Source organism: Thermodesulfovibrio sp. (genome assembly GCF_049969575.1).
Lineage (GTDB): Bacteria > Nitrospirota > Thermodesulfovibrionia > Thermodesulfovibrionales > Thermodesulfovibrionaceae > Thermodesulfovibrio > Thermodesulfovibrio obliviosus.
In genome coordinates this window covers 1-25,671 of record NZ_JBMFOO010000003.1, presented here as the reverse complement: position 1 = coordinate 25,671, position 25,671 = coordinate 1, and the positions used below count along the sequence as shown (strand labels likewise).

The following is a 25,671-nucleotide window of genomic DNA, read 5'->3' as shown; positions in this document are numbered from 1 at the left end:
ACTTCTCTAATTCTTGCTTCAATCTCTTTAATGTCTCTTCTTGTGGCAAGGTCATCTTTTATTTCTTTTTCAAACTCTTTTAAAAATTCAATGAATGCCTCTGCTGCATCTTCTCCGAGGCGTTCTCTTACTGATTTTGGCAAACTTAATACAGGCATGTTTAAAAATAGCAAACTCAGAATAAAAAAATCAATACATTTCAATAAAAAGCATTCTCAATGTGCTCAATCTGTTTGTCTTTTATGGCTATAACATCAAATCTTACAGGATATTCTTTACCCAGTTTACTTAGATAAAAAAGTGCCAATTTTTTAAGTTTTTCCTGCTTTCTGTAATTCACTGCTATCTCAGGATTCCCAAAATTCTCCGACATTCTTCTCTTAACCTCTACGATCACAATATATTCGCCATGCTTTGCTATAATATCTATCTCGCCAATAGGGGTGCGAAAGTTTTTTTCAAGGATTTTATATCCTCTGGACAGAAGGTAATCAACTGCCAGTTTCTCTCCCTCTTTGCCAAGGTCTATTCGTCCCACTGTCTTACATCAAGGCTATGTCCTGCAATTCTTTGAAAAAGTGATGGAATTTCTTCTATTTCAGTAATCTCTTTCTGACATAGCAATTTTAAAAGTTCACGAATGGAGGCAAAGTCTTCCCACATTCCCTGAAGATTTTCACCAACTTTGCAGTAAAGTTCTTCACCCTTTTCATCCCAGTCAATAAGTAAAACAATCTTTTCAAATTTTTGAGCTATTGTTTCAGTAAACTCATATATGGATTTTCCGCTGTGCAGTGTAATTATTTCACCATCAAAACCAATGTCTCTTAAAGCTTTCTTATCCTTTTTGCCCTCCACAATGATTGGAACAAGCTTGTTAATTTCGTAGAGATAATGAAGAACTTCTCTTATTTTTTCTGCTCTTTCCCAATCAAGCGGAATGAATTCTTTTTTGTTCTTTATACGCTTTTTATGAAGTGACATGGTAGAATCTTTCCCTGAACTCCTTCTCTGTCATTCTTACCACACTGGCAAGTGCCTTGAGACGGTCTCCTTCAAAATCTTCCTTTTCAAGCCTTATCATGTATTTTCTTCCTACCTCATAATTTTCTGAGGTAATATCAACCTTTCTTATTTTTACTTTACCTGTTCTGTAATCCATAAGCTCAACAAATGGAATTGGCATGAGATGACCTTCTTCAAAGGTTATCATTGCTCCTGTGCCACCTCTTAGTAAGTATCTTACAGCACCATAGCCAAGATTTCTTGTGTATTCAATATCATAAGGAATAGGGTCTGCAGACCTCAGTTCATATCCTATGTTTTTATCAACTATTGTTATTTTAATTCCCAGTTCTTCAAGAGATTTTTTTACAAAATTTTTCATAATTCTGCCGAGCTGAATCTCACTGAGTCTCACTCTGCCTGTTTCATCCTTTTCAAGCTGTTCATATTCACTGAGTTCTTCAGGATCAAATTTTTCTGACAAACCCTCTGCAAGTATGGCAACTCCATGATCTCTTCCCATACTCATTCTTTTAATTATTGCTCCTGTGAGAATATCAGCCACTTTTTTGAAAGAAATTTTCTCCTCTGGAAACTCTTCAGGAATTATTGTAATAGTTGCTCCCGCTGCTTTACCTACTCCTAAAGCAAGATGTCCTGTGTATCTTCCCATTATTGTAAGAAAATACCATCTTGCTGTCACTCTTGCATCTTCCATAATGTTTTTAACAATTTCCACTCCCCAATGTCTTGCTGTTTCATATCCAAAGGTTGAAGCACCTCCTGGAAGTGGAAGGTCATTGTCTATTGTTTTTGGAACATGAACTACATTTATTTCTCCCCTTGCTTCTCTTTCAATCCAATTTGCCATAAAAAGAGTTCCATCTCCACCGATTGTTATAAGATATTTAATCCCAAGTTTCTTCAATGTTTCCATCAAAATCGGAAATTTCTCTCTTACCTTTTCAGTACGCTCACGGGAGGTTCTAAGAATTGAACCACCCTTTGTATGTATTCTTGAAACATCATCAACAGTAAGAGGCATAGCACAGGAAAGATCTCCATCAAAGAGAGGTTTAAATCCGCCTTTTATTCCCACAACTTTTTTACCTTGATTTATTGCTTCAATTGTTGCAGCACTTATCGTTCCATTTATTCCAGGAGCTGGTCCTCCTCCTACAATGATTCCCACTGTTTCCATAAAATGCCTCCTAAAGCTCTATTTTTACAGAAACTTTTACAGGCTTAACAATCTTTTTTACAAGCTCCTCTGTGCCCTTTACTCTTAATTTTTCAAAAAGAAGGTCAAACTTTTTCTCAAGCTCCTGCATTATTGGCTCTTTTACTTGTCCTGGCAGGCTCCACCACTCCTTTTTAAAGGGACCAAACCCTTTTTTGCGGGTGCTGTAAATGAACTGTTCCTCTGTCTGTCCTTCTTTCCATTCAGAGCGAAACTCTTTTTTTAGATATTCATATATCATTTTCCTGAAATCATCTGGTAGAGCTTTACTATCATAGATTATATTCTGAAATCCTGTTGCAAGATGTATTTCTGATGTTCCTGTTTCAGGAAATTTATCAAAGGCTTCCTCTGGAAGAGTGCTTGCACCATGCTGAACGCATCCGCTGAGACCATACTCTTTTCTTACAAGTTCGGAAAGAACTCTTAAAGTTTCAAAATCAATCTTTACCTGTGCAATGCTTCCATCGGGAAGCACCACTCCACCATGTTTTGTTCCGGTCTGCACACTCAGTTTGCTCAAGCCTTTGTTTCCTTTATAAACATCTCTGAATCCATCAAGATATGCTCTTGCTTCTTCAGGGGTGCTATTTTTACCGCCAATTTCGCCAATTTCCCCTCCTATTGATATAGTAATACCTTCAGGTTCAAAACTGCGGACATATTCTGCAAGCTGAGCAGTATATTCAAAATTAGGTCTTTGCTGTTCATATACTGTATCTTTACTCAGGTCAACAAGAGTAGAAGTGTCAATGTCTATATTATAAAACTCTGCTTCAATTGCCTCTTTTATTAAGCCTTTTACATAATTAACCTCAGCTTCTGGGTCTTTTTCAAAATGTCTTCTTACTATCTGAAAATGGTCTCCCTGAATGAAAACAGGACCTGTAAATCCCTCTCTGACAGCAGCAGCCAGAACACAGGCTGAGTATTCAAGAGGTCTTTGCTTTGTATAACCAATTTCAGAACGAGCAATTTCAAATATAAAAGCACCAACATTTTTTTCCTTTGCCTTTCTGAAAATTGCTCTTGCTACATCATATGTTAATCCTCTGATATTTATCGCAGGAACTGTAAATCCAGGAAACTCTCTTCCCATTTCCTCATAAAGTGCCTGAATTGAAGCTGGTATTGCTCCCATTTCTTTTGCAATTTCTTTAATTATTAAAAACTTTTTTGTTCTTACATCATCTGATTCTTCAAAAACTGCATCAAATATGAGTTCATCCATTAAATTTTTAATTGATTCTTTATTTTTTACTGTAACTTTCCCATTTTTAATTTCCACTGCTTCTGTAAATTTTTCAAATCCCATACTCCACCTCCTGAAAAATTTTTTATATTATACTCAATTTTGTCAGGATAAAATCCAGATAGTGTAAAATTTTTTATTAAGGTCTTAATTGATTTGATAAAAGCAAAAAAAATGAAAACATTTATGAATTTACACAAAATTATTAACATTACTTTTGACATTCAAATGATTGACAGAATTTTACATGAGTATGGATAATAACTTTATATGGCTTATAACGATTTAAGAGAATTCTTAAACCTACTTGAAAAAAAAGGATTACTTCACAGAGTCAGTGTAGAGGTTGACCCTGTGCTTGAGATTGCTGAGATAACTGACAGAATGTGTAAATCTCCCAGTGGTGGAAAGGCTTTGTTTTTTGAAAAAGTGAAGGGATCAGAAATTCCTGTTGTTACAAATATTTTTGGCTCATTTGAAAGGATGCGTCTTGCTCTTGAGGTTGAAAACCTTGATGATATTGGCAAAAGAATTGAAAAGCTTATCCATCAAACTCCGCCAAAGACATTGAAAGACAAAATAAAAACAGTTTTTGAATTGATTGAGATTAGAAAATACCTGCCAAAAAGAGTAAACAAAGCAGCATGTCAGGAAGTTATAAATCATAATCCTGACTTAACCAAACTTCCAATCCTTAAAACATGGCCCAAGGATGGTGGAAGATTTATTACTTTTCCCATGGTTTTTACCCGTGACCCTGAAACAGGCAAACAGAACTGCGGAATGTATCGCATGCAAGTGTATGATGAAAAAACAACAGGCATGCACTGGCACATTCATAAAGATGCAGCTACGCATTTCAGAAAATATAAAGAACTTGGCAAAACAATGCCAGTTGCTGTTGCAATTGGCTCTGATCCTGCGGTTATTTATTCTTCAACAGCACCTCTTCCCTATGGAATTGATGAAATGGTATTTGCTGGATTTTTAAGACAAAGTCCTGTTGAGATGGTTAAGTGTGTAACTTCTGATATAGAAGTGCCTGCAAATTCTGAGATAGTCCTTGAAGGTTATGTGGAGCCTGATGAATTAAGAGATGAAGGACCTTTTGGCGATCATACAGGTTTTTACTCTCCAGTGGATAAATTTCCAGTTTTTCACGTAACCTGCATTACCCATAGAAAAAATCCCATATATCCTGCAACAGTTGTTGGAAAGCCTCCAATGGAAGACTGTTACATGGGTAAAGCAACAGAGAGAATCTTTCTTCCTTTGCTCAGAATACAATTTCCAGAGATAATAGACATGAATCTTCCAATGGAAGGAGTATTTCATAATGCTGCTATAGTTTCAATAAAAAAGCAGTACCCAGGGCATGGTAAAAAGATAATTCACGGGCTATGGGGAATGGGACAGATGATGTTTTCAAAGCTCATAATTGTCGTGGATGAAGATGTCAATGTTCAGGATTTATCAACTACTGCATGGAAGGTCCTTAACAATGTGGACTGGCAGAGAGATGTGATAATCTCTCAGGGACCTGTTGATGAGCTTGACCATGCATCAAGCATGCCAAGATTTGGTGGTAAAATGGGAATTGATGCAACCCGTAAAACCCGTGAAGAAGGAATGATGAGAGATTGGCCAGAGGAAATCACTCAGGCAGAAGAGATAAAAGAGCTTGTCACAAAAAGATGGCATGAGTATGGGTTCTGAGCTTTCCCTTGGCATTGATGTAGGAAGTGAGACAGCCAAGATAGCAGTTGTTGACAGTGATTTTAGAATTATTGAAAAACTATATTTGAAACATTTCGGAAAGCCTGCTGAGATAGTATCCCGCATTTTAATGGATATTGCCTCAAGATACAGTGATTTAAAAATATGTTTTACTGGAGTCTCGGGAAGATTTATTGCAAAGAATGCTGGTGCTCCCTATGTAAATGAGATTGTATCACAGGCAACGGCAACATCATTTTTTTATCCTCAAGTAAGGACAATTATTGAGATTGGAGGAGAGGATTCAAAGCTTGTTTTTCTTGATAAAAAAGGAAGAATAAAGGATTTCTCCCTTAACAGTATATGTGCAGCAGGAACAGGCTCTTTTCTTGAGCAGCAGGCAGAAAGACTTGGACTTACAATAGAACAGTTCAGTGAGCTTGCAACAAAGTCTGAAAGACCATCAAAGATTGCTGGTCGTTGCAGTGTCTTTGCAAAATCAGACATGATTCATCTTCAGCAGATTGCAACTCCTCTGGAAGACATAATTGCAGGACTTTGCTTTGCCCTTGCAAGAAACTTTAAGGCAACTATGTTTAAGGGCAGAAGCATTGAAAAAGAAGTTGCCTTTCAAGGTGGAGTTGCAGCAAACAGGGGAATGATAAAAGCATTTAAGAAGGTGTTGGGCATAAATGAAATACTCATACCTGAGCATTTTGAAGTGACAGGTGCAATTGGTGCCGCGATTAAGGCTCAAAAAGAGGGAGCTTATCTAAATGAGGCAATTATTGAAAAACTCGGTAAGCTCAAAGCAGAGATTGAATACGGACTTCCGCCTCTTTCAGCCTCCAGCCTTAAATCTTCAGTCTTCAGCTTTCAACCTCTTAAGCCTCAGCATGCTTATCTCGGTATTGATGTTGGTTCTGTAAGCACAAACATTGTTCTTATAGATGAAGAAGGTAGGATTATCACAAAGAAATATCTTCCCACAGCAGGAAAACCAATTGATGCAGTAAAAAGAGGCTTGAGTGAGATAAACAGGGAAATTCAGAATATTCAGATAAAAGGCGTTGGCGTTACAGGCTCTGGTCGTTATATGATTGGAGATTTTGTCGGTGCAGATGTGGTGAAAAATGAGATAACAGCCCATGCCAGAGGTGCAATTCATTTTGACCCGAGTATTGACACGATTTTTGAAATTGGAGGACAGGATTCAAAATACATAAAGCTTAAAGATGGCAAAGTTGTTGATTTTGAGATGAATAAAGCCTGTGCAGCAGGAACAGGCTCATTTATAGAAGAACAGGCTGACAAACTTGGTATAACCCTTGAAGAGTTTCAGAGCCTTGCCTTTAGCTCAAAAACACCCTGCAAACTTGGCGAAAGATGTACTGTTTTTATGGAAAACTCCCTTGTCATAAATCTACATAAAGGTGCTCGCAAAGAAGACATTGTTGCAGGTCTTTGTTACAGTATAGCGGAAAACTACATAAACAGAGTTGTAGCTGGAAAATCTATTGGTAAAAGAATATTCTTTCAGGGCGGGGTTGCATTTAACAGAGCAGTTGTTGCAGCCTTTGAGAATTTCTTAAAAGAGAGAGTTGACAGTGTTTTGGAGCTAATTATTCCACCTCATCATGAAGTCATGGGCGCAATTGGTGTAGCCCTGATTGCAAAAGATTTTATGAAAAACGGCAAAGAAAGCAAATTCAAAGGCTTTTCTTTAAAAGACAGGCTTTACAGCATCTCTTCCTTTGAATGCAAAGGCTGTCCCAACTACTGTGAAATAAACAGGGTTAAGATAGAAGGTGAAGAAAACTATCTTTTTTATGGTGGAAGATGCGATAAATATGAGAGACAGGATGTTACTTCAAGACTTCCAGATCCTGTAAAACTGAGAGAGGAATTACTATGGAAGGCACATAAAGAATATGAGGCTCAATACAGAGATAGAAAGGCACCTGTAATTGGAATACCTTACATATTTTTCTTTCATGACCATCTTCCCTTCTGGAGTACACTTTTATGGGAGCTCGGTTTTAATGTAAAGGTTTCAGATAAGACGAACAAAGAAATTATTAATAAAGGCGTTGAAAAGGTTTTATCTGAGGCGTGTTTCCCTCTTAAGGTTGCCTATGGACACATAGCAGACTTAATTGAAAAGGGAGTTGATTTGATCTTTCTTCCGAGCTTTATAAATCTTAATCTTTATGATGAGTATGAAAGAGGTCTTGCATGTCCTCTTGTTCAGACAATTCCTTATGTAAGCAGAAGACTATTTAGAGAAGCAAAGTTTATTATACCAAGAATAGATTTCTCAAGAGGCTTTGATTATCTCAAAAAGGAACTGATTCAGGCATTTAAGGGAATTATAAATATAAAAAACCTTGATGAAAAAATAGCTACTGCAAAACATAAGCAGAAAGAGTTTGTTATTTCAATTCAAAAGGAAGGTTTAAAGCTTCTTGAGACAGCAAAAGATAGATCCCTCGGTCAGCAAGCTACTGTAGTTATTTTAGGCAGGTCATATAATTCCTTTGATCAGGCTGTCAGTCTTGATATCTCAGGAAAACTTACCCGCCTTAATGTTCTTCCAATTCCAATGGATATGCTTCCTCTTGAGGGAATAAACATCAAAGATGAATGGAGCAACTTATACTGGCGTTCAGGGCAAAAAATTATAAGAGCCTCAAGATTTATTCATAAGTCAGACGAGGTATATCCTGTATTTATCACCAACTTCTCCTGCGGACCTGACTCCTTTATAATAAATTATTTCAAAGAAGAAATGGCTAAAAAGCCTTATCTGATACTTGAGATCGATGAACACAGTGCTGACGCTGGAGTTGTTACAAGACTTGAGGCTTTTATAGATAGTGTAAGAGATAGAGAAAAAAAGGATTCAGAAAAAAAATTCATTCCCCTATTGATTAAAAGTTCAGATTTATCAAAAAGAATTATATATATTCCAAGAATGTCTGACCATGCCTTTGCTTTAAAGGCAGCCTTTAACTACTGCGGGATTGATGCAGAAGTAATGCCTCCTTCTGACAATCAGTCAGTTGAGCTTGCAAGAAAATATATATCAGGAGGAGAATGCTTTCCCTATGTTGTAACTCTTGGTGATATGCTGAAGATCGTTTTTTCAAAAGATTTCAATCCTCAAAGGACAGCCTTTTTCATGCCTTCTGGAGCTGGTCCATGCAGATTTGGTCAGTATAATGTTTCTCACAGGCTAATACTTAAAAAATTAGGATTTGAGAGCGTTCCCATTTATTCACCCCAGCAGGATGCCCAATTTTACAAAGATTTAAATATCGCAGGAGGAGAATTTTCTCTCAGAGCATGGCAGGGAGTTGTTGCCTATGGGTTACTCAATAAATTATTACTTCAAACAAGACCTTACGAAAAAAATGCTGGAGAAACTGAAGCATTATATGAACATTATATGGTAAAAATCTATGAAACTTTAAAAAGTAGAAACGGTGATTTAGAAGTTTTGCTTAAAAATATAAAAAAGGAGTTTAAAAACATACCAGTATACAAAGACAAAAAGCCTCTGATAGGAATTGTTGGTGAAATATTTGTTAGAAGTCATCCTTTTTCAAATGAAAATTTAATTAAAAGACTTGAAGCCTTAGGCGCAGAAGTATATCTTACACCAATTGAAGAGTGGATTCACTATGTAAATAAAATGGCCTTAAGAAAAGCCTTGATAAAAAAGGATAAATCTGCTATTATAAAAATTCTTGTTAATAAATTTTTCCAGTGGAGGGTGGAGAAGAAATTTTCTTCTTGTTTTAAAGGAGCAATGAATTTTTTACATGAGCCCTCCATAAAGGAAATTTTTAAATTTGCATCACCCTATGTTCCTGATAGTTTTGAAGGAGAGAGTATTTTGAGTATTGGCAAAAGCATTGATTTGATTAAAAAAGGTGTTAGCGGCATTGTTAATGCAATGCCCTTTGGATGTATGCCAGGCGCCATTGTTACAGCTTTGTTGAGATTTATTCAAAAGGATTATAATATCCCTGTAATATCTCTTGCCTATGATGGAACAAACTCAACTGTTAATGAACTATGGCTTGAAGCTTTTATGGAAACAATTAAAAACATGAAAAAAGGAGGTGAATTGAGTGGGAAGTGTTCTTAAGTGGAGGAAAAAAAAGATAAAAAAACATAAATACAGAAAGCTTCGCAAAAAAATGAGAGCACAAAGAAGAAACAAATAAGAGGTAAATTATGAAAGACCTAATGAGTTTAAAAGAAAACATTGCCTTGATAGAAGCTGAGATAAAAGTAATTTCAGAAAAAATTGATGAAATTGATAAAAAATTAGAAAAAATCAATGAACTTGCCGTTGAAATCAAGGCAATTAAAATGTTTTTAAAGAGGGTTTTCCCTGATTTTAAAAAAGAGTATCCTGATATTCTAAAAAAACTCAGCTCAATGGAGTAATTATGTTTGAACCATTTAGCACCACAGGCATAGGAAGCATGCCTCATACTGAGGTCAGGCTTGCATGTGAACTTATTTTGAAATATTTTGATATCCCATTTTGGCCTCAGATGCCGAAATATTCAGTTAATGAACAGATGATTGCCCAGTTTACTGAAGGATTTCCTGGAGTAACCTTTGAATCAGGCAAAGTGTACATTAAAAAAAATGATGAGCTTATCACTGAATGGTTAAGTAACTATAATGATGAAATGTTATCTCCTGTAAGTGAACAATTTGCAATTGGTCTTTACAGCATGCAGAGATTGATAAAAAATGAAAAAATAAAAATCTTTAAAGGACAGATTACAGGACCCCTTACATTTACCTTATCTCTTAAAGATGATGAGGGTAAACTTATTTATTTTGATGAAACTCTGAGAGAGCTTTCTCTCATGCATCTTAAAGCAAAAGTAAGGTGGCAGATTGAATTTTTAAAAACTTTTGCCGAAAATGTAATAATTTTTATTGATGAACCTATACTTCAGGCAGTTGGCACATCTGCATATATCTCTGTTGAGCAGTCTGAAGCAATGAGATTAATTAAGGAGATTGTTTCTTTTATTAAATCTCTTGATGTTAAAGCAGGAATTCACTGCTGTGGAAGAACTGACTGGAAAGAGGTTTTATCTATTGATATAGATATTTTAAGCTTTGATGCCTTTTTCTTTTTTGATTTTTTCAAAATTTACAGAGATGAAATTTCAGAATTTCTGAGCAGAAATGGCTATATTGCCTGGGGATTTATTCCAACAACAGATGATTTAAATGTTTTTAGCGATGAAGAAATAATTGAAAAAGCAGTAAGAAAAACTGAGGAAATATCAAAAATTTTACCTTTAATTATTAAAAACTCACTTATTACTCCATCCTGTGGAATGGGCTCTCTTGATGTTTCAAGCTCTGAGAGAGTTTGTGAACTTCTTAAAAAATTAAAAAATAAACTGGTAAATGAATAGAGGAATTTTTATAACCTTTGAAGGCATAGAGGGTTCTGGCAAAACAACTCAGGGAAGACTGCTTGCTCAGACATTGAAGAATGAAGGATTTAAAGTTTTTTATACTTATGAGCCAGGAGATACCTTAGCTGGAAGATACATCAGAGAGATTCTTCTTAATTCAGAAATTAAAATAACTCCATTATGTGAACTTCTTCTTTATTTTGCAGACAGAGCTCAACACATTGAGGAAAAAATAAAGCCACATCTTGAAGCAGGTTTTATTGTAATATGTGACAGATTTACTGATTCAACCATAGTTTATCAGGGATATGTAAGAGGTATATCAATTGATTTAATTGAAGAATTGAATAAAAAACTATTCAGTCAATTCATACCAGATTTAACAGTATTGCTTGACTGTTCAGCAAGCATCGGGCTTGGAAGAAATAAGAAAGCAAATAAAAAAGATAGATTTGAGATGGAAACCTTATCCTTTCATGAGAAAGTAAGAGAGGGTTATCTTGAACTTGCAAAAATAAACAAAGAAAGATTTTTTGTTCTGGATGCCACTGAGTCTATAAATGTAATAGCTGAAAAAATATATAAAAAAGTTAAATCCTTGATTATTTGAACTATCTTGAACAATATTGAAATATGTTGAACCATTTAATAAAATGAGTTTTAATGAAATCATATCCCAGGAAAAAGCAATAAAACTACTCAAGGGCACATTAAGGACGAAAAAGATTCCCAGTGCTTTATTATTTCTGGGAGACGCTTATATCGGAAAAACTTCAACAGCTATCAACTATGCCAAAGCTCTGAATTGCTTGAATTCTGAAGAAGATGCCTGCAATATTTGCACATCATGCAAAAAAATTGAACAGGGATTGCATCCAGATGTTAAACTCGTAACTGCTGAAAAGGATGTAATAACAGTGACCAGCATAAGAGAGGTTGAAGAGTTTGTTTCTTTCCGTCCTCTTGAAGGAAGGTATAAAGTTGTTATCATAAAAGAAGCACATAAAATGAATCATGCAGCAGCAAATGCCTTTCTTAAAACAGTTGAAGAGCCTCCTGAAAATACTGTAATAATTCTTATCTGCGAAAATATTGATACTTTACCAGAACCTCTGATTTCAAGATGTTTTAAAGTATATTTTACACCTCTTTCAACTCAAGCAGTAAAAAAGATTCTACCTGATGTTGAAGACAGTTTAATCAGAATTATTATGGGTAAACCAGGGCTTTTTATATCAAGGGATGTATCAAAAGATATTCAATGGTTTAATAGCACATTAAAAAACATGAAAGAAAAGAATAAAAAATCACCGTGGAAAGACAATGAAGATGTTAAATGGTGGATAGATTTTTTATGTATTTTTCTTAGAGACTGCTTTTTGGAATTTTTTCTTAAAACTTCATATTGCCCTATTTTACCCTCAGATTTTAAACTAAAAGAAAATGCATCTCGAGAGGAATTGTTTAATCTTTATGAAGAGATACAAAACATAAAAAGAAGCATTGATTTAAATTTAAATAAGTCAATTGTATGGAATTATATGACTTATCTTCTTGGGAATTTGATAACTATAAAAAAGCAAGAAACAACTAACTTAGAACAATAGGAGATACAGGGATGAACAATATAGTACATGTAAGAGTTAGACCTTTTGGTAAAGTTTATCGCTATTTAAACAACCTTGGTATAGAATTAAAAAAAGGTGATTTTGTTGTTGTGGAGGGTGATTTTGGATTAACCTTGGGATATGTTTTGAAAACTTCTTCTGACACAGAAAACTCTTTTAAGCCAGTCATGAGAAAGGCAACTCAGGAAGATATGGAAGCCTTTCAGAAAAATCTTTCTTTAGAGAAAGAAGCATGGAATTTTTGTCTTCAAAGAATAAATGAAAGACAGTTACCGATGAAACTATTAGTGGTGGAGTCTGCCCTTGACAGAAAAAGAATTATCTTCTATTTTACTGCAGAAGGTAGGATTGATTTCAGAGAACTGGTTAAAGACCTTGCAGCAAAATTCAAAACGAGAATAGAAATGAGGCAGATAGGAGTAAGGGATGAAGCAAAATTTCTTGGTGGGATTGGAGTTTGTGGGTTTGAGACATGCTGTAAAACATTTATAAGTTTCTTTAAGCCAATTTCTTTAAAAATGGCTAAAGATCAGGAAATTGTGCTTAATGTTTCCAAGCTTTCAGGTGTTTGCGGAAGGTTGAAATGTTGTCTAAGACACGAATACTATGATGAAGCAGAGGATACTGTTGATGAAGAAATTATTGCTCAGGAAGAAAAAGAGCCTGAAATTAAAAAACTGTCCTTTATTATAAAAGAGGCAGAAGAATTAATAGATGAAAGTTCTGGAGGAAAGGATGAGTCAAAATAAGGGATTTTATATTACAACACCAATTTATTATGTCAATGATATTCCACATATTGGACATGCCTACACAACACTGGCTGCAGACATACTGGCAAGATATATGAGACTTAAAGGGAAAAAAGTTTTTTTTCTTACAGGAACAGATGAACACGGACAGAAGGTTGAAAAAGCAGCTCGTGAGCGTGGTAGGTCTCCAAAGGAACATGCGGATATAATGGTTGAAAACTTTAAAACATTATGGAATGAATTAAATATACGCAATGATGCTTTTATACGAACAACTGATGAAGAACACAAAAAAGTTGTTAGTGCAATACTTCAAAAACTTTACGATAAAGGAGAAATTGAAAAAAGAAAATACTCAGGAATGTATTGCACTCCCTGTGAAAGATTCTGGACAGCCAAAGATTTAATAGAAGGAAAATGCCCTGACTGCGGAAGAGATGTTGAATACATTGAAGAAGAAAACTACTTTTTCCTCATGTCCAAATATCAGAACTCTCTCATTGATTACATTGAAAAAAATCCTGAATACATTCTTCCTGAAACGAGAAAAAATGAGGTTCTTTCATTTCTTAAAAATAAACCTCTTGGTGATCTTTGCATATCTCGTCCTCGACAGAGGCTTAGCTGGGGAATTCCTCTTCCCTTTGATGAAAACTATACTACCTATGTATGGTTTGATGCACTGGTTAATTATTACTCAGCATTGAATTATCTTGCACCCAAAAATATTGAGTGGTGGCCACCTGATCATCATTTAATTGGGAAAGACATTTTGATAACCCATGCAGTTTACTGGTCAACAATGCTCATGGCTTTGGGAATGCCTCTTCCAAGAAATATATTTGCCCATGGATGGTGGACTGTGCAGGGTGCTAAAATGTCAAAATCTCTTGGTAATGTTGTAAATCCCCATGAAATTATAAAAAAATATGGAGTAGATACCCTCAGATACTTTTTGTTCCGTGAAGTTTCCTTTGGCCTTGATGGAGATTTTTCAGAAGAAGCAATTGTAAGAAGAATAAACAATGATCTTGCCAATGACCTTGGTAATCTCCTCAATCGTTTTCTTGTGATGAATGAAAAATACATGAATGGTCAGATAAACCCAATGTGGATAGATGATGATTTTACAATACAAATTAAAAAATTAATAACAGAGATTGACAATGAAAAACTGTGGGATGAGTTCAAATTCAATATTGTTCTTGAAAAAATATGGGAAGCTATATCCCTTACAAACAACTATATTGCAAAAACAGAGCCATGGAAAATATCAAAAGAGGATTCTGAAAAACTCTCTCTTATACTTTTTAACATATGGAATAGCATCAGAATCATAACTGTTTTTCTCTATCCTTTTATGCCTGATACAGCGATGAAAATCTGGAATGCCTTAGGATTAAAATCTTTAAAAATTGATTATAATATGTTAAGCTGGAGTATTCAGTTAAAGGAGGTTAAGACTGAAAAGATTGAACAAATCTTTCCAAGAATACAGACAAAAAAAGATAATGAGTCAGAACAAAAAATCAAGGAAGACAACAGTAAAATGCAAGAGCTTATAGGTATAGAAGATTTTATGAAGATAAAACTTAAAGTAGGAAAGGTTATTGAAGCTGAAAGAATAAAGGGATCAGAAAAGCTTATAAAACTTATTGTAGATATTGGACAGCAAAGACAAATTGTTGCAGGAATTGGAAAATCCTATTCACCTGAACAGTTAATTGGCAAATCAATTATTGTTGTGTCCAACCTTAAACCAGTTAAACTCATGGGAGTTGAATCTCAAGGTATGCTACTCGCAGCAACTGCTTCAGATGGCACTATATCAATTCTTACAGTTGACAGAGAGGTTAATCCTGGTGCGGGAATAAAATGAAGCTTAAGGAATGGCCAGAAGCTGAAAGACCCAGAGAAAGACTTATTAAAGAAGGTGCTCAAAGCCTCTCAGATGCTCAATTGCTTGCTGTTGTTCTCAGAACAGGGATTAATGGAAAAACAGTGGTTGAAACAGCAATTGAGCTTTTAAATAAGTTTGGAGGATTAAAAGGAATTGAAGATGCATCAGTAAATGAACTTCAGCATATAGCAGGGCTTGGAATTGCAAAGATTGCTCAGATTAAAGCATCCTTTGAGCTGGGGAGAAGAGTTTTAAGCCATGCAGAAAAAGAAAAAAACTTTAATTCTGCCAATGCAGTTTACAATTATCTTTATCCTAAGCTTAGTGGATTAAAAAAAGAAGTTTTTATCACTCTTTTACTTGATACAAAGTTGAAACTCATCAAAGAGATTAAAGTTTCAGAAGGAATATTAACGCAAACAATAATTCATCCAAGAGAGATTTTTAAAGAAGCAGTAAAGCATTCAGCCTATGCAGTGATTCTTGCTCATAATCATCCAAGCGGAGACCCTACTCCTTCTGAGCAAGATCTGGATATTACAAAAAAATTAAAAAAGGCTTCTGAAATACTTGAAATTTCCCTTTTAGACCATGTAATTATAGGAAATGGAAGATACTTTAGCATGAAAGAAAAAAATCTAATTTAGGAGGTGGCTTATGCCTTTGTATGAGTTTCAATGCCAAAAGTGCAATGAAACTTTTACGAAGAAAATGAGCATAAGCGAAATGGAAAAAACAAAGGTAAGATGCCCAAAGTGTAAGTCTCAGAAAGTAAAAAAGATAATATCAAGTTTTTATTCAATAACCTCAAAAAAATAATAGGAGGAATTTAAAATGAATAGTTCATTGACTCCCGCAATTTTAAAAGTTTGCGAGCTTGCAGCAATTGAAGCTGCAAGATTGATGGGCAAGGGAGACAGAAAAGAAGCAGATCAGGCTGCTGTAACAGCAATGAGAAAGGCATTAAATGATTTACCAATCAAAGGTAGAATCGTTATAGGAGAAGGTGAAAGAGATGAAGCACCTATGCTTTATATTGGAGAAGAAGTTGGAAATGCAACTGGTCCTGAAGTGGACATAGCTGTTGATCCTCTTGAAGGAACAAATCTTTGCGCAACAGGAATGCCCAATGCTCTTACTGTTATGGCTGTAACAGAAAGAAATGGACTTCTTCACTGCCCTGACACATATATGGAAAAACTTGTTGTAAGACCACAAGCAAAGGGAATGGTTGATATAAGAAAATCTGTAAAAGAAAACCTTCAAGCCCTTGCAAAAGCTTTAGGACGTGACATAGATGACCTTGTTGTGGTTGTGCTTGACAGACCAAGACATGAAAATCTTATTAAAGAAATTCGCGCTGCTGGTGCAAGAATTAAATTAATCTCAGATGGAGATATAACACCAGCTATTGCAGCAACTGTTGAAGGAACAGGTATTCATGCGCTTATGGGCATTGGTGGAGCACCAGAAGGCGTGCTTTCAGCGGCAGCTGTAAAATCTCTTGGTGGAGAAATGCAGGCAAGAATGCGATGGAGAAATGAAGAAGAAAAAAAGCGTGCTATAAGCTATGGTATGGACATTGATGAAGACAAAGTTTACACTCTTGATGACCTCGTTCCAAGTGATGACATAATTTTTGTTGCTACAGGAGTAACAAAGGGAGACCTGCTTAATGGAGTAAGATTTTTTGGTGGAGGCGCAAGAACTCACTCAATTGTGATAGAATCCTATCAAAAGATTGTAAGATTTGTTGATACAATTCATATTTTTGACAAACTGGTAAGAATAACATTGTAGTTTTGCTATTTTACTGTAAAAACTCTTAAAAAACAAAAGGGAGAGTTTTTTCAAAAATTTCATCCATGCCAATTAAGGATTTTCTTGCCATAATCTATACAACCATACTTACAATTTCAGCATTGCACATGCCTCAGCCTCTTTTACCCCTACTTGGAAGTTCTTTTAAAGTTGAAATGGATACGATATCACTAATTATGAGTGCCACTTTCATTCCTCTTACAGTAATTCCTGTTATCTCAGGAGTTTTGCTTAATTTTTTTTCTCCAAGAAAAATGATCATCTTCGCTGCTGCAATACACTCTTTTGTTGTATTTTCAATATCTATGGCAGAAAATGTTTATCTGGTTATATTCCTCAGGTTTATAGAGGGTTTTTTAATCTCTGCAATTCTTACTTCAAACACAACATATATCGCATTAAAATCTGTAAAAGAAAAAATTCAATTTTTTATGTCCTATTATATTGCTTTTACAATAATTGGAGGACTTCTTGGAAGAGTTCTCGGTAGTATTATAGCTAATTATTTTGGGTGGAGAGCGTGTTTTCAAGTAATGTCATTGAGTCTTCTTGTTGTGCTTCCTATAGTTTATTATTTTATGGAAGAGCTTAAGATACCAAAAATTCAAAAAAAAGATTATCTTAGTTTTAAGAACTTTAAGCTTGTTGTTTTCAATAAAAAAATTTTTTATATTTACATCGCTGTTTTCTGCTTGTTTTTTGTTTTCTCGGGGATAACAAATTTCTTGCCTTTCAGGATAAAAAGCATTAATAAACAAGCCAGCGAAATGCTTATAGGACTTATTTATTCAGGTTACATCACGGGAATTTTCATATCCTTTATCGCAACAAAAATTATAAGAGTCATTGGGAACGAAAGAAAAACCATGTTATTTGGTTTTTCTGTCTATGGATTTTTTCTTTTGATATTAAGTCTACCCAACATGTTGCTAATATTTATTGCAATGTTTGGTTTTTGCTCTGGGATGTTTCTCGTTCATTCAGTAGCTTCTGGTTATTTAAATAGAATTGTAACAACACAAAAAAGCCTTGTAAATGGAGCATACATAGCTTTTTATTACTCAGGTGGTGTTGTTGGCTCTTATCTGCCAGGAATTGTATATAAAAATTTCGGGTGGCAAAGTTTTATAATAACTCTGCTCATTCTGCTATTTGGTGGTTTTTTTGTGGTCACTAAGCTATCAGACCATTCTTGATAGCGTAATTTATAATTTCAGCATTGTTTTCGCATCCAAGTTTTTCAAGAATTCTTGCTCTATAGGTGCTTACAGTTTTAATGCTTATGGAAAGTTCTCTGGCAATCTCAATGAGACTTTTGCCTTTTGCTATCATAAGAAAAACCTGAAATTCCCTTTCTGATAACTTTTCATGAGGTGGAATCTCCCAGGATTTATCAATGTAATGAATCAGTTTTTCTGAAAAAGCCTGTGGAATGTATTTACCGCCTTTTATTATTTTATTAACTGCATTTAAAAGTTCATCTGGTTCTGCAGATTTATTGAGATAACCTGAAGCTCCATATTTTAACGATCTTATAGCATACTGCTCTTCAGGATACATGCTGAGCATAAGTATTTTTGTTTCAGGATGCTCATTTTTAATTTTTTTTAGGGTTTCTATCCCATCCATATCAGGCATTGCTATATCAAGAAATACTATATCAAAATTTTCTTTTGAAAGAATATCAATGGCTTCGTAACCAGTTTTAGCTTCTTTGCATTCTGTAATATAAGGATTATCAAGAAGAATTTCCTTTAATCCTTTTCTAAAGAGAGTATGGTCATCAACGATTAAAACTTTCAGTTTTTTATTCATTTTCTCTTAAAGGAACGGAAAGAATTACTTCAGTTCCTCCTTCCGGGATTCTTCGTATGTCAAAGGTTGCATTTATAGAATAAGCCCTTTCTCTCATTGCCATTAAACCGAATGATTCAGGACTCTTAATTTTCTCTTCTGGTATCCCCATACCATTGTCTTTAATAATTAACAAAACACTGCCATTTGATCGAAACATTTTAATATTAACCAGGGTTGCATTGGCATGTCTTGCCACATTTGTAAGTGCTTCCTGGAATATTCTGAAAATATTTAAAGATATGTTTCTTGCTAATTTCACGCTGTCTTCTGAAATCTCAACGCTGCACGGTATTGAAGTATTTCTCTCAAATTCCTTGACCTGCCACATTATAGCATCTTCCAGGGTTAAATGGTCAATTAAAGAAGGACGGAGTCTGTTTGATATATTCTGAACCTGTTTTATCAAGGCATTTACTATGCTTAATGTTTCATCAAATTTTTCCTGTAAAAATTCATCTTCGATCCTTTTTCTAATCCATGACAAAGAAAGTTTTAACGCAGTGAGAGACTGTCCCATTTCATCATGAATTTCTCTGGCAATTTCCTTCCTTTCCTTTTCTCTTACATTCTGCAAATATACGGAAAGTTTTCTTAGAGCTTCTTTTGATTTCCTGAGTTCTTCCTCAATTTTCTTTCTGTATGTAATATCTCTTCCTATTGTTTTTGTTTTAACAAAATTTCCCTTTTCATCCACCTCTACATAAACATTTAAAGCAGCAGTGAAAACTGAGCCATCTTTTCGGACAAAGTCTCTTTCAACTTGAATAAAACTGTATTTTCCTATGTTAGGGAAAAACTCTTCCTGTGCTTTTCTTGATTCTTCTGTCATAAAGTATGTTATAGGTTTACCAATTATCTCTTCTTTTCTGTATCCCAGCATTTTTGCCTCTGTTTCATTGCATTCAATAATAATTCCATTTTTATCAACTGAGTGATACATATCTGGTGCATTATCGTAAAGATCTCTGTATTTTTCCTCTGAGAGTCTTAACTCTTTTTCAACTTTTTTCCTCTTTGAGATGTTTATTGAAAGGACAACTATTACGAGGGACAATCCAATAAAAATTAAGGTAATACTTATCAATGTTTTTCGGTATTTTACCCAGAAGCTTTCAGGCAAATTTATGACTCTGCTTTCTTTTGGAAGCTTATTTAAAGAGACATGAAATCTTTTAAGTTCATTATAGTCAAACATAAATTCATTTGGACTTTCTTTAATAACTGGAATTTCAGAAGGGCTTTTACCTTGTAAAATTTGCATAGCCAGCTCCCCTGCTTTTTTGCCCTGCAAAAATGCGCTTGTCAATTTACCACCTACAATTCCTCTGCCAAGATAAAAATCCCATACACTGTATATGGGAGAATTGGTATGAGGATAAAGCAAATCAAGGCTTTCTTCATAAGCAAAGAAATTGCCTGTTCTGTCTCTGTTTACGAGCAAAAGAAGGATGATACTTTTTGGTGGAATTGTCTCAACTTTTTTCTGAAGTTCTTTCATATCCGGATTCTCAAGAATAATGAATTTTACTTTATCTGCGAATTTTGGAAATATCTCAAAAAGTGTTCTTTTCATCGCTAATCCGGTTGTTGTGATGTCATTAATAATATAAACTCTTTTTGTATCTGGATGAAGCTTAAGTGCTATATCAATTGTTCCTTCAACATCTGTTTCCTCGGCAACTCCTGTAAACCATTTTCTATATTTTTCTATCAGGCTATCTTTAAAATTATTGATTCCGCAGAAAACCACAGGCACCCCGTAAAACAGTTCGTTATAATGTTTCATAGTGAATAAAAGAGCGTCATTATCCGACACAATTATCAAATCAAACTTAATCCCATGGTATTTTTGTTTTAGAAGATCAAAAATTTTGTTGAAGTATTTTTCTCCATAAAAACGTTTAGTATCCATATATTCAACATAGTAATCAATACTGTTTTCTAATGGCTTTAATGATTCTTTAATTCCTATCATTATATTGTCTGTCCAGCTCAATCCCTGATGATAGGAGTTAAGAAGCAAAATCTTTTTTTTATCCTGAGCGTGAGCTGATAAGCAAAAAACAAATAAAAAAATAAAAATTATTCTAAATACGGCTGATTTCTTTAATCCAATCATTGTATCTTGCTGCTCTTGGAATAATACAGATTCCTGAAGAATCTATATGACAGCGGAAACGATCCTTTTCACGTGAAAATCCAATTTCTTCTCCTTCATAAACCACATTCTTTTTATCTACTATAACCCTGTAAAGCCTGCTATTTCTTTTTACAACAACATCATCCATAATTAAAGAATCTTTTACCTGAGCTCCTTCCTCTATTATGCATCCGCTTCTTATGAAAGAATTTTCTATCTTACCGCCATAAATTAATGCTCCATCAGCGATAACGCTATTTCTTATTTGTCCATCAAGAATTTTTACAGGTGGCCCTTCATATCTTGAAGGATAAATAGGCCACATCTTATTGTAAATTTCAAAAACAGGTTTTTCTCCAAGCATATCCATATGAGCATCGAAATAAGTACTAATTGTTCCTACATCCCTCCAATAACCTCGCTCTTCATATGGTTTAATGCCAGGGATTTCATTCTTATCAAAATCATATGCATAAACTCTTGCCCCTCTTTCAACAAGCTCGGGAATAACATGAGCACCAAAATCGTGCTGTTTTTTCTTTTCAGCCCTCACTAAAGCATCAACCAAAATATCACTGTTAAAAATATAATTACCCATTGAAACATAAGCCATCTGAGGGTTATCAGGCATGGGCTGTGGTTGCTTCGGTTTTTCTTGAAATCCTGTGATTTTCTGGTTTGAATTTGCCACAATTACTCCAAATGCTGAAGCCTGTTTTATTGGAATAGGCCTTGCAGCTACAGTAACCTCAGCATCATTTTCAATATGAAATTTTATCATCTGTCTTATATCCATTCTGTAAATGTGATCAGCACCAAAAATTAAAACAATATCAGGCTTGTGCTCTTTAATTAATCCAATGTTTTGAAAAACTGCATCAGCTGTTCCCTGAAACCATTCAGGCCCCATTCTCATCTGAGGTGGAACAACTGTTACAAAGTGATCTCTGCCAACTGATGAAAAAAACCAGTTCTGTCTAATATGCTCAATAAGTGATTGGGATTTATACTGAACAAGAAGATAGATGGAGTAAATTTGGGAATTAACAAGATTGCTTAAGACAAAATCAACAATTCTGTATCTTGCTCCAAAGGGCACTGAAGGTTTTGACCTGAAAGAAGTTAAGGGAAAAAGTCTTTCACCCTTGCCTCCTGCAAGAATAATTGCTAAAACTTTTGCCATCCTCCCTCCCTATCTCTCTATTAAAAGTGTCCAAAATCCTGTTTTTCCCCATTTTTTTATAAAAACTTCAGTATCAATTCGTTTATGCTTTTCAGCTCCTGAATTTACTATAACAGTAGATTCATCAAATCCGACAACTACCATGTAATGATATTTCTTATAAAACCAAAATCCTTCATCTGTCATGACTATCAACGGTTTCTGAGCTTTTATCTTTTCTTTTATATCTTCAATGTTTCCTCTGTATTGTAACGCCTTGAATCCCTTTTTTTCTGTAAACATAATCATGTCAAAATCAGCTGTTCCACGAGCATCTTTACTGTAAATTTCCCTTGCAATTTCCTCTGGAGTGATTTTTACTCCCCAAAAATTTAAAACCATTGCTAAGGATGCAGGACCGCATTGAAAATCCTCTGAAGGAAAAAAAGGAACAGATTGTATAATATACTCTTCGGCAGAGGCAAAAGATGTTAGCAACATTAAAAAAAGAAAAATATTTCTAAATTTGAGTTTCATCTGCCTTACTGTTTTTTAATATCATAACTCTTTGAATTCCTGCAAGATCTTTTACTACATTGCTTACCTCAAAACCTCTCATCAATGCATAAGCACAGATTTCATCTGCCTGTCCTGCTCCTATCTCTAAAAAAATCAATCCATTCTTTAAAAGATATTTTTTAGCGCCATCAAGAATTTTTCTATAAAAAATGAGTCCATCTATCCCTCCATTTAATGCTTCCAGAGGTTCATAGTTTTTAATCTCAGGCTGTAATTCATGTATTTGTCCTGTTTTTACATAAGGGGGATTTGCTGTAATACAGGAAAAAATTTTTTCTTTAAAGGGATTAAATAAATCTCCAACAAGAAAAAAAACATTTTTTACATTGTTCAATACCTTATTTTCTGCTGCGTATTTTATTGCTTTTTCTGAAATATCAATGCCAAAAATCTGGAATTCAGGAATATTTTTACCTATTGCTAAAGCAATACATCCTGAGCCTGTGCATAAATCAAGTATTCTCTGTCCTGTATGTGCAATTAAATTTTTACTCTTCAACACTTCATCTACCAGAATTTCAGTTTCCTGCCTTGGAATTAATACTCCCGGTCCTACCTTTATTTTAAGGTTGTAAAAAAAGCATTCTCCAAGAATATACTGGAGGGGTTCTCTTTTTAGCCTTCTTTCAACAAAAAAATTCATAGTTTGCTCTTCATCAGAAGTTATTTCAGGATTTCTGGTATAAAGTTGAACCTTTTCAATTTTTAAAACATGACAGACAATTTGCTGTGCTTCTTTCGGATCAATAGAAAATTTGCCAACAAGCTGTTTTATTTTTTCAAGAGCCTTCACATCTCTTTAAGTTTCTCAGCCTGATAGTAGGCAATCAGGGCATCAATTATTTCATCAATCTCTCCATTTAAAACCTGCTCAAGTTTGTAAAGAGTAAGTCCTATTCTATGATCAGTAACTCTATTTTGAGGGAAGTTATAAGTTCTTATTCTTTCACTTCTTTCACCTGTGCCAACCTGCTCTTTTCTTTCAGCTGCTCTTTCTGCTTCTTTTTTCTGCCTTTCCATTTCAAGCAGACGAGCTCTCAAAACCTTCATAGCTTTTTCTCTGTTTTTAATCTGAGACCTTTCGTCCTGGCATTGAACAACTATTCCTGTTGGCAAGTGAACAATTCTTACTGCTGAATAGGCTGTATTTACAGATTGTCCTCCTGGACCTGAAGAACAAAAGGTATCTATTCTTAAATCCTTCTCATCAATTTTTATATCAACTTCTTCTGCTTCAGGAAGCACAGCTACTGTTGCAGTAGATGTATGAATTCTACCAGATGCTTCTGTAACAGGAATCCTTTGAACTCTGTGAACCCCGCTTTCATATTTCAGTTTGCTAAAAGCACCCTTGCCAGAAATCAAAGCAATTACTTCCTTAAAACCTCCCAATCCAGTAGGATGACTGTCAAGAATCTCTATCTTCCATCCTTTTGATTCAGCATATTTTGCATACATTCTAAATAAATCTGCTGCAAAAAGTGCTGCTTCTTCACCACCTGTGCCTGCTCTTATTTCAAGAATTACATTTTTTTCATCCCTTGGATCCTTTGGTAAAAGCAGAATTTTCAGCTCCTGTTCAATCTGAGGCTTTATTTTTTTCAGTTTTTGTAATTCCTCTTCAGCAAGCTCTTTTAAATCTGAATCCCCTGATTTAATTATTTCTTCAGCTTCCTGCATCTGTTGAATAATTTTTTTATACTCTCTAAATTTTGTAACAATCCCTTCCAGTTGCTGACTTTCTTTTGAGTATTTCATATATTCTTCTTTATTGGAAAGCACTTTTGGATCTAAAAGTGCTTGAGTTATCTTTTCATATTTATTTTCAATTTCTGTGAGTTTTTCAATCATTTATTCCTCCTCCTGCATTCAATTTTAAAACAGCTTTTAAAGCTTCACAAGCAACCTCTATCTGTGAGCTATCTGGCTCATGGGTTGTTATTTTCTGGAAAATCAATCCGGGCAGTATAATAATCTTACCTACGAAATTATTACGCCATTTAGCAGAAATTTTTAATATCTCGTAGGATACTCCAGCAATTAATGGTAAAAGTATAATTCTTGATAAAGCTTTTAAAACAAAGTTCCATGAAGATGGAATCATTGAAAATACAATGATGCTTATTACAAGCACAATAAGAATAAAACTTGTACCACATCTTGCATGCAATCTTGAGTATTTCTTTACATTTTCAGGGGTTAGAGCTTCACCTGCTTCAAAGGCATTTATTGTTTTGTGTTCAGCACCGTGATAGGCAAAAATTTTTCTCATCTGGCTCCACATGCCTATTGCAAAAATGTAGCCTATGAATATTAAAACTCTCAAAATACCATCTATCAAATTAAAAACAAAGGAATTTGTAGTTACCATTTCAATAAAATAGGCTGACAGTTTTGTTAGATATAAAGGTAAAACAATAAAGAGAAGTATTCCAATTAAAAATGCCAGAAATAATGAGAAAGCAAAACTCCACGGGCTTGATTTTTCCTCTTTAAATACGACTTTACTGCTAAAATCAATTGCTTTCATGCCAAGCCATAAAGTTTCAAGAAGAATAAAAAAACCTCTTATTACGGGAATTTTTGTCACAATGCTTTGTTTTTTAAATTCTTCTGATTTTATGACAATTTCACCCTCTGGACTTCTTACAGCCACAGCCCATGCTTTTTTTGATTTCATCATCACGCCTTCAATTACAGCCTGTCCACCTATTGTATCTTTCATCTTATAGTTTCTCCTACATTTTAAGATTCAAGGACAAACAAAAAGGGGTTAGAAAAAATAAAAATTTAATTCTAACCCCCTGAGAAAACTTTTTACAGCTATTTTTTACTGTATTTCTTCATGAACTTTTCTACTCTACCTTCTGTGTCAACAATTTTCTGCTTTCCTGTGTAAAAAGGATGACACTTAGAACAAATATCCACCTTAATTAAAGGTTTTGTTGAACGGGTGATAAAAGTTTCACCGCAGGCACATATAACCTTTGCCTCTTTGTATTCAGGATGAATTTTCTCTTTCATTTTGTCCTCCCTCAAGTTTAATATTTAATTTTATCCTGAAATAAAAAATTTTGGCAAGCAATTGTAAATTTTTCTGCCTGGGATTGACTTTTTTTATTAATTTGTGCTTTAATTTATAAAAAATTTTGGTCTTTGA

General features: G+C 34.5%; 26 protein-coding genes. 13 read left to right on the top strand and 13 right to left on the bottom strand.

Features of this window, described 5'->3' with window-relative positions; genetic code table 11:
• The 5 genes from ACP5O9_RS01410 to ACP5O9_RS01390 all read right to left on the bottom strand — a co-directional run.
• On the bottom strand, positions 1 to 158 hold a 158-nt coding region (locus ACP5O9_RS01410), incomplete at its 3' end, for an LA_3696 family protein (RefSeq protein WP_428723335.1).
• Positions 159 to 199: 41 nt separating this feature from the next.
• Positions 200 to 538: a YraN family protein gene (locus ACP5O9_RS01405; protein ID WP_428723304.1), complete on the bottom strand. Its 339-nt coding sequence runs from the start codon at positions 536 to 538 to the stop codon at positions 200 to 202.
• Positions 526 to 984: a toprim domain-containing protein gene (locus ACP5O9_RS01400; RefSeq protein ID WP_353686527.1), complete on the bottom strand. Its 459-nt coding sequence runs from the start codon at positions 982 to 984 to the stop codon at positions 526 to 528. Before ACP5O9_RS01400 ends, ACP5O9_RS01405 begins: the two co-directional genes overlap by 13 nt.
• Entirely contained in the window at positions 971 to 2,206 is a 1,236-nt protein-coding gene (pfp, locus tag ACP5O9_RS01395) for a diphosphate--fructose-6-phosphate 1-phosphotransferase (protein ID WP_424905270.1), read from the bottom strand. Before pfp ends, ACP5O9_RS01400 begins: the two co-directional genes overlap by 14 nt.
• Before the next feature lie 10 nt (positions 2,207 to 2,216).
• Positions 2,217 to 3,560: a class II fructose-bisphosphate aldolase gene (locus tag ACP5O9_RS01390; protein WP_353686525.1), complete on the bottom strand. Its 1,344-nt coding sequence runs from the start codon at positions 3,558 to 3,560 to the stop codon at positions 2,217 to 2,219.
• A 207-nt stretch (positions 3,561 to 3,767) separates the two neighbouring features.
• Between ACP5O9_RS01390 and ACP5O9_RS01385 the strand changes: the two genes are divergently transcribed.
• The 13 genes from ACP5O9_RS01385 (at position 3,768) to ACP5O9_RS01325 (ending at position 17,969) form a co-directional block, all read left to right on the top strand.
• The gene (locus tag ACP5O9_RS01385; protein WP_424905269.1) at positions 3,768 to 5,213 is read left to right on the top strand and encodes a menaquinone biosynthesis decarboxylase; all 1,446 of its coding nucleotides are present in this window, start codon (positions 3,768 to 3,770) and stop codon (positions 5,211 to 5,213) included.
• Positions 5,203 to 9,366: an acyl-CoA dehydratase activase gene (locus ACP5O9_RS01380; protein WP_353686523.1), complete on the top strand. Its 4,164-nt coding sequence runs from the start codon at positions 5,203 to 5,205 to the stop codon at positions 9,364 to 9,366. Before ACP5O9_RS01385 ends, ACP5O9_RS01380 begins: the two co-directional genes overlap by 11 nt.
• A complete protein-coding gene (locus tag ACP5O9_RS01375) occupies positions 9,350 to 9,445 on the top strand; it encodes a 30S ribosomal protein bS22 (protein WP_082673659.1) in 96 nt (31 codons plus the stop codon). The genes ACP5O9_RS01380 and ACP5O9_RS01375 overlap by 17 nt, the downstream gene beginning before the upstream one ends.
• Before the next feature lie 10 nt (positions 9,446 to 9,455).
• Positions 9,456 to 9,671 (top strand): hypothetical protein, encoded by a 216-nt coding sequence (locus tag ACP5O9_RS01370; RefSeq protein ID WP_424905267.1) that lies wholly within the window; start codon positions 9,456 to 9,458, stop codon positions 9,669 to 9,671.
• A 2-nt stretch (positions 9,672 to 9,673) separates the two neighbouring features.
• Positions 9,674 to 10,669 carry a hypothetical protein gene (locus ACP5O9_RS01365; protein WP_353686521.1) on the top strand — a complete coding sequence of 332 codons (996 nt, stop codon included), beginning with the start codon at positions 9,674 to 9,676 and terminating at the stop codon, positions 10,667 to 10,669.
• Positions 10,662 to 11,282 (top strand): dTMP kinase, encoded by a 621-nt coding sequence (gene tmk / locus ACP5O9_RS01360; protein ID WP_353686520.1) that lies wholly within the window; start codon positions 10,662 to 10,664, stop codon positions 11,280 to 11,282. The genes ACP5O9_RS01365 and tmk overlap by 8 nt, the downstream gene beginning before the upstream one ends.
• Positions 11,283 to 11,298: 16 nt before the next feature.
• On the top strand, positions 11,299 to 12,279 hold the full coding sequence (locus tag ACP5O9_RS01355) for an ATP-binding protein (protein ID WP_428723303.1): 981 nt from the start codon (positions 11,299 to 11,301) through the stop codon (positions 12,277 to 12,279).
• 11 nt (positions 12,280 to 12,290) lie between these two features.
• Positions 12,291 to 13,049, top strand: coding sequence for a PSP1 domain-containing protein (locus tag ACP5O9_RS01350; protein WP_428723302.1), 759 nt, complete (start codon positions 12,291 to 12,293; stop codon positions 13,047 to 13,049).
• Positions 13,036 to 14,931 (top strand): methionine--tRNA ligase, encoded by a 1,896-nt coding sequence (gene metG / locus ACP5O9_RS01345; protein ID WP_353686517.1) that lies wholly within the window; start codon positions 13,036 to 13,038, stop codon positions 14,929 to 14,931. Before ACP5O9_RS01350 ends, metG begins: the two co-directional genes overlap by 14 nt.
• Positions 14,928 to 15,599: a RadC family protein gene (gene radC, locus ACP5O9_RS01340; protein WP_353686516.1), complete on the top strand. Its 672-nt coding sequence runs from the start codon at positions 14,928 to 14,930 to the stop codon at positions 15,597 to 15,599. The genes metG and radC overlap by 4 nt, the downstream gene beginning before the upstream one ends.
• Positions 15,600 to 15,609: 10 nt before the next feature.
• Positions 15,610 to 15,771: an FmdB family zinc ribbon protein gene (locus ACP5O9_RS01335; RefSeq protein WP_353686515.1), complete on the top strand. Its 162-nt coding sequence runs from the start codon at positions 15,610 to 15,612 to the stop codon at positions 15,769 to 15,771.
• 15 nt (positions 15,772 to 15,786) lie between these two features.
• Entirely contained in the window at positions 15,787 to 16,752 is a 966-nt protein-coding gene (glpX, locus tag ACP5O9_RS01330) for a class II fructose-bisphosphatase (protein WP_353686514.1), read from the top strand.
• Positions 16,753 to 16,817: 65 nt separating this feature from the next.
• Positions 16,818 to 17,969, top strand: coding sequence for an MFS transporter (locus tag ACP5O9_RS01325; protein ID WP_428723301.1), 1,152 nt, complete (start codon positions 16,818 to 16,820; stop codon positions 17,967 to 17,969).
• Here the strand turns inward: ACP5O9_RS01325 and ACP5O9_RS01320 are convergent.
• The 8 genes from ACP5O9_RS01320 to rpmE all read right to left on the bottom strand — a co-directional run bounded on the left by ACP5O9_RS01320 (position 17,947) and on the right by rpmE (position 25,535).
• Positions 17,947 to 18,588 carry a response regulator gene (locus ACP5O9_RS01320; RefSeq protein WP_353686512.1) on the bottom strand — a complete coding sequence of 214 codons (642 nt, stop codon included), beginning with the start codon at positions 18,586 to 18,588 and terminating at the stop codon, positions 17,947 to 17,949. The two genes, ACP5O9_RS01325 and ACP5O9_RS01320, sit on opposite strands and share 23 nt — an antisense overlap.
• Entirely contained in the window at positions 18,581 to 20,749 is a 2,169-nt protein-coding gene (locus ACP5O9_RS01315) for an ABC transporter substrate binding protein (RefSeq protein WP_428723300.1), read from the bottom strand. Before ACP5O9_RS01315 ends, ACP5O9_RS01320 begins: the two co-directional genes overlap by 8 nt.
• On the bottom strand, positions 20,718 to 21,953 hold the full coding sequence (gene glgC / locus ACP5O9_RS01310) for a glucose-1-phosphate adenylyltransferase (RefSeq protein WP_353686510.1): 1,236 nt from the start codon (positions 21,951 to 21,953) through the stop codon (positions 20,718 to 20,720). The genes ACP5O9_RS01315 and glgC overlap by 32 nt, the downstream gene beginning before the upstream one ends.
• 9 nt (positions 21,954 to 21,962) lie before the next feature.
• Positions 21,963 to 22,469 carry a C39 family peptidase gene (locus tag ACP5O9_RS01305; protein ID WP_353686509.1) on the bottom strand — a complete coding sequence of 169 codons (507 nt, stop codon included), beginning with the start codon at positions 22,467 to 22,469 and terminating at the stop codon, positions 21,963 to 21,965.
• The gene (gene prmC, locus ACP5O9_RS01300) at positions 22,453 to 23,304 is read right to left on the bottom strand and encodes a peptide chain release factor N(5)-glutamine methyltransferase (RefSeq protein ID WP_353686508.1); all 852 of its coding nucleotides are present in this window, start codon (positions 23,302 to 23,304) and stop codon (positions 22,453 to 22,455) included. The genes ACP5O9_RS01305 and prmC overlap by 17 nt, the downstream gene beginning before the upstream one ends.
• Entirely contained in the window at positions 23,301 to 24,362 is a 1,062-nt protein-coding gene (gene prfA, locus ACP5O9_RS01295; RefSeq protein ID WP_353686507.1) for a peptide chain release factor 1, read from the bottom strand. Before prfA ends, prmC begins: the two co-directional genes overlap by 4 nt.
• Positions 24,355 to 25,236 (bottom strand): DUF1385 domain-containing protein, encoded by an 882-nt coding sequence (locus tag ACP5O9_RS01290; protein ID WP_428723299.1) that lies wholly within the window; start codon positions 25,234 to 25,236, stop codon positions 24,355 to 24,357. The genes prfA and ACP5O9_RS01290 overlap by 8 nt, the downstream gene beginning before the upstream one ends.
• 98 nt (positions 25,237 to 25,334) lie before the next feature.
• Positions 25,335 to 25,535, bottom strand: a complete 201-nt coding sequence (rpmE, locus tag ACP5O9_RS01285; protein ID WP_353686505.1) for a 50S ribosomal protein L31 — start codon at positions 25,533 to 25,535, stop codon at positions 25,335 to 25,337.
• Positions 25,536 to 25,671: the final 136 nt, after the last annotated feature.

Bases quoted from the DNA above. Each gene is read 5' to 3' on its own strand.
- ACP5O9_RS01325 (WP_428723301.1), top strand. From the start codon at position 16,818: ATGCCAATTAAGGATTTTCTTGCCATAATCTATACAACCATACTTACA.
- ACP5O9_RS01350 (WP_428723302.1), top strand. From the start codon at position 12,291: ATGAACAATATAGTACATGTAAGAGTTAGACCTTTTGGTAAAGTTTAT.
- ACP5O9_RS01380 (WP_353686523.1), top strand. From the start codon at position 5,203: ATGGGTTCTGAGCTTTCCCTTGGCATTGATGTAGGAAGTGAGACAGCC.
- rpmE (WP_353686505.1), bottom strand. From the start codon at position 25,535: ATGAAAGAGAAAATTCATCCTGAATACAAAGAGGCAAAGGTTATATGT.
- metG (WP_353686517.1), top strand. From the start codon at position 13,036: ATGAGTCAAAATAAGGGATTTTATATTACAACACCAATTTATTATGTC.
- ACP5O9_RS01320 (WP_353686512.1), bottom strand. From the start codon at position 18,588: ATGAATAAAAAACTGAAAGTTTTAATCGTTGATGACCATACTCTCTTT.
- ACP5O9_RS01315 (WP_428723300.1), bottom strand. From the start codon at position 20,749: ATGATTGGATTAAAGAAATCAGCCGTATTTAGAATAATTTTTATTTTT.
- ACP5O9_RS01305 (WP_353686509.1), bottom strand. From the start codon at position 22,469: ATGAAACTCAAATTTAGAAATATTTTTCTTTTTTTAATGTTGCTAACA.
- pfp (WP_424905270.1), bottom strand. From the start codon at position 2,206: ATGGAAACAGTGGGAATCATTGTAGGAGGAGGACCAGCTCCTGGAATA.
- glpX (WP_353686514.1), top strand. From the start codon at position 15,787: ATGAATAGTTCATTGACTCCCGCAATTTTAAAAGTTTGCGAGCTTGCA.
- tmk (WP_353686520.1), top strand. From the start codon at position 10,662: ATGAATAGAGGAATTTTTATAACCTTTGAAGGCATAGAGGGTTCTGGC.
- glgC (WP_353686510.1), bottom strand. From the start codon at position 21,953: ATGGCAAAAGTTTTAGCAATTATTCTTGCAGGAGGCAAGGGTGAAAGA.
- ACP5O9_RS01385 (WP_424905269.1), top strand. From the start codon at position 3,768: ATGGCTTATAACGATTTAAGAGAATTCTTAAACCTACTTGAAAAAAAA.
- ACP5O9_RS01400 (WP_353686527.1), bottom strand. From the start codon at position 984: ATGTCACTTCATAAAAAGCGTATAAAGAACAAAAAAGAATTCATTCCG.
- prfA (WP_353686507.1), bottom strand. From the start codon at position 24,362: ATGATTGAAAAACTCACAGAAATTGAAAATAAATATGAAAAGATAACT.
- ACP5O9_RS01370 (WP_424905267.1), top strand. From the start codon at position 9,456: ATGAAAGACCTAATGAGTTTAAAAGAAAACATTGCCTTGATAGAAGCT.
- ACP5O9_RS01335 (WP_353686515.1), top strand. From the start codon at position 15,610: ATGCCTTTGTATGAGTTTCAATGCCAAAAGTGCAATGAAACTTTTACG.
- radC (WP_353686516.1), top strand. From the start codon at position 14,928: ATGAAGCTTAAGGAATGGCCAGAAGCTGAAAGACCCAGAGAAAGACTT.
- ACP5O9_RS01365 (WP_353686521.1), top strand. From the start codon at position 9,674: ATGTTTGAACCATTTAGCACCACAGGCATAGGAAGCATGCCTCATACT.
- ACP5O9_RS01390 (WP_353686525.1), bottom strand. From the start codon at position 3,560: ATGGGATTTGAAAAATTTACAGAAGCAGTGGAAATTAAAAATGGGAAA.
- ACP5O9_RS01290 (WP_428723299.1), bottom strand. From the start codon at position 25,236: ATGAAAGATACAATAGGTGGACAGGCTGTAATTGAAGGCGTGATGATG.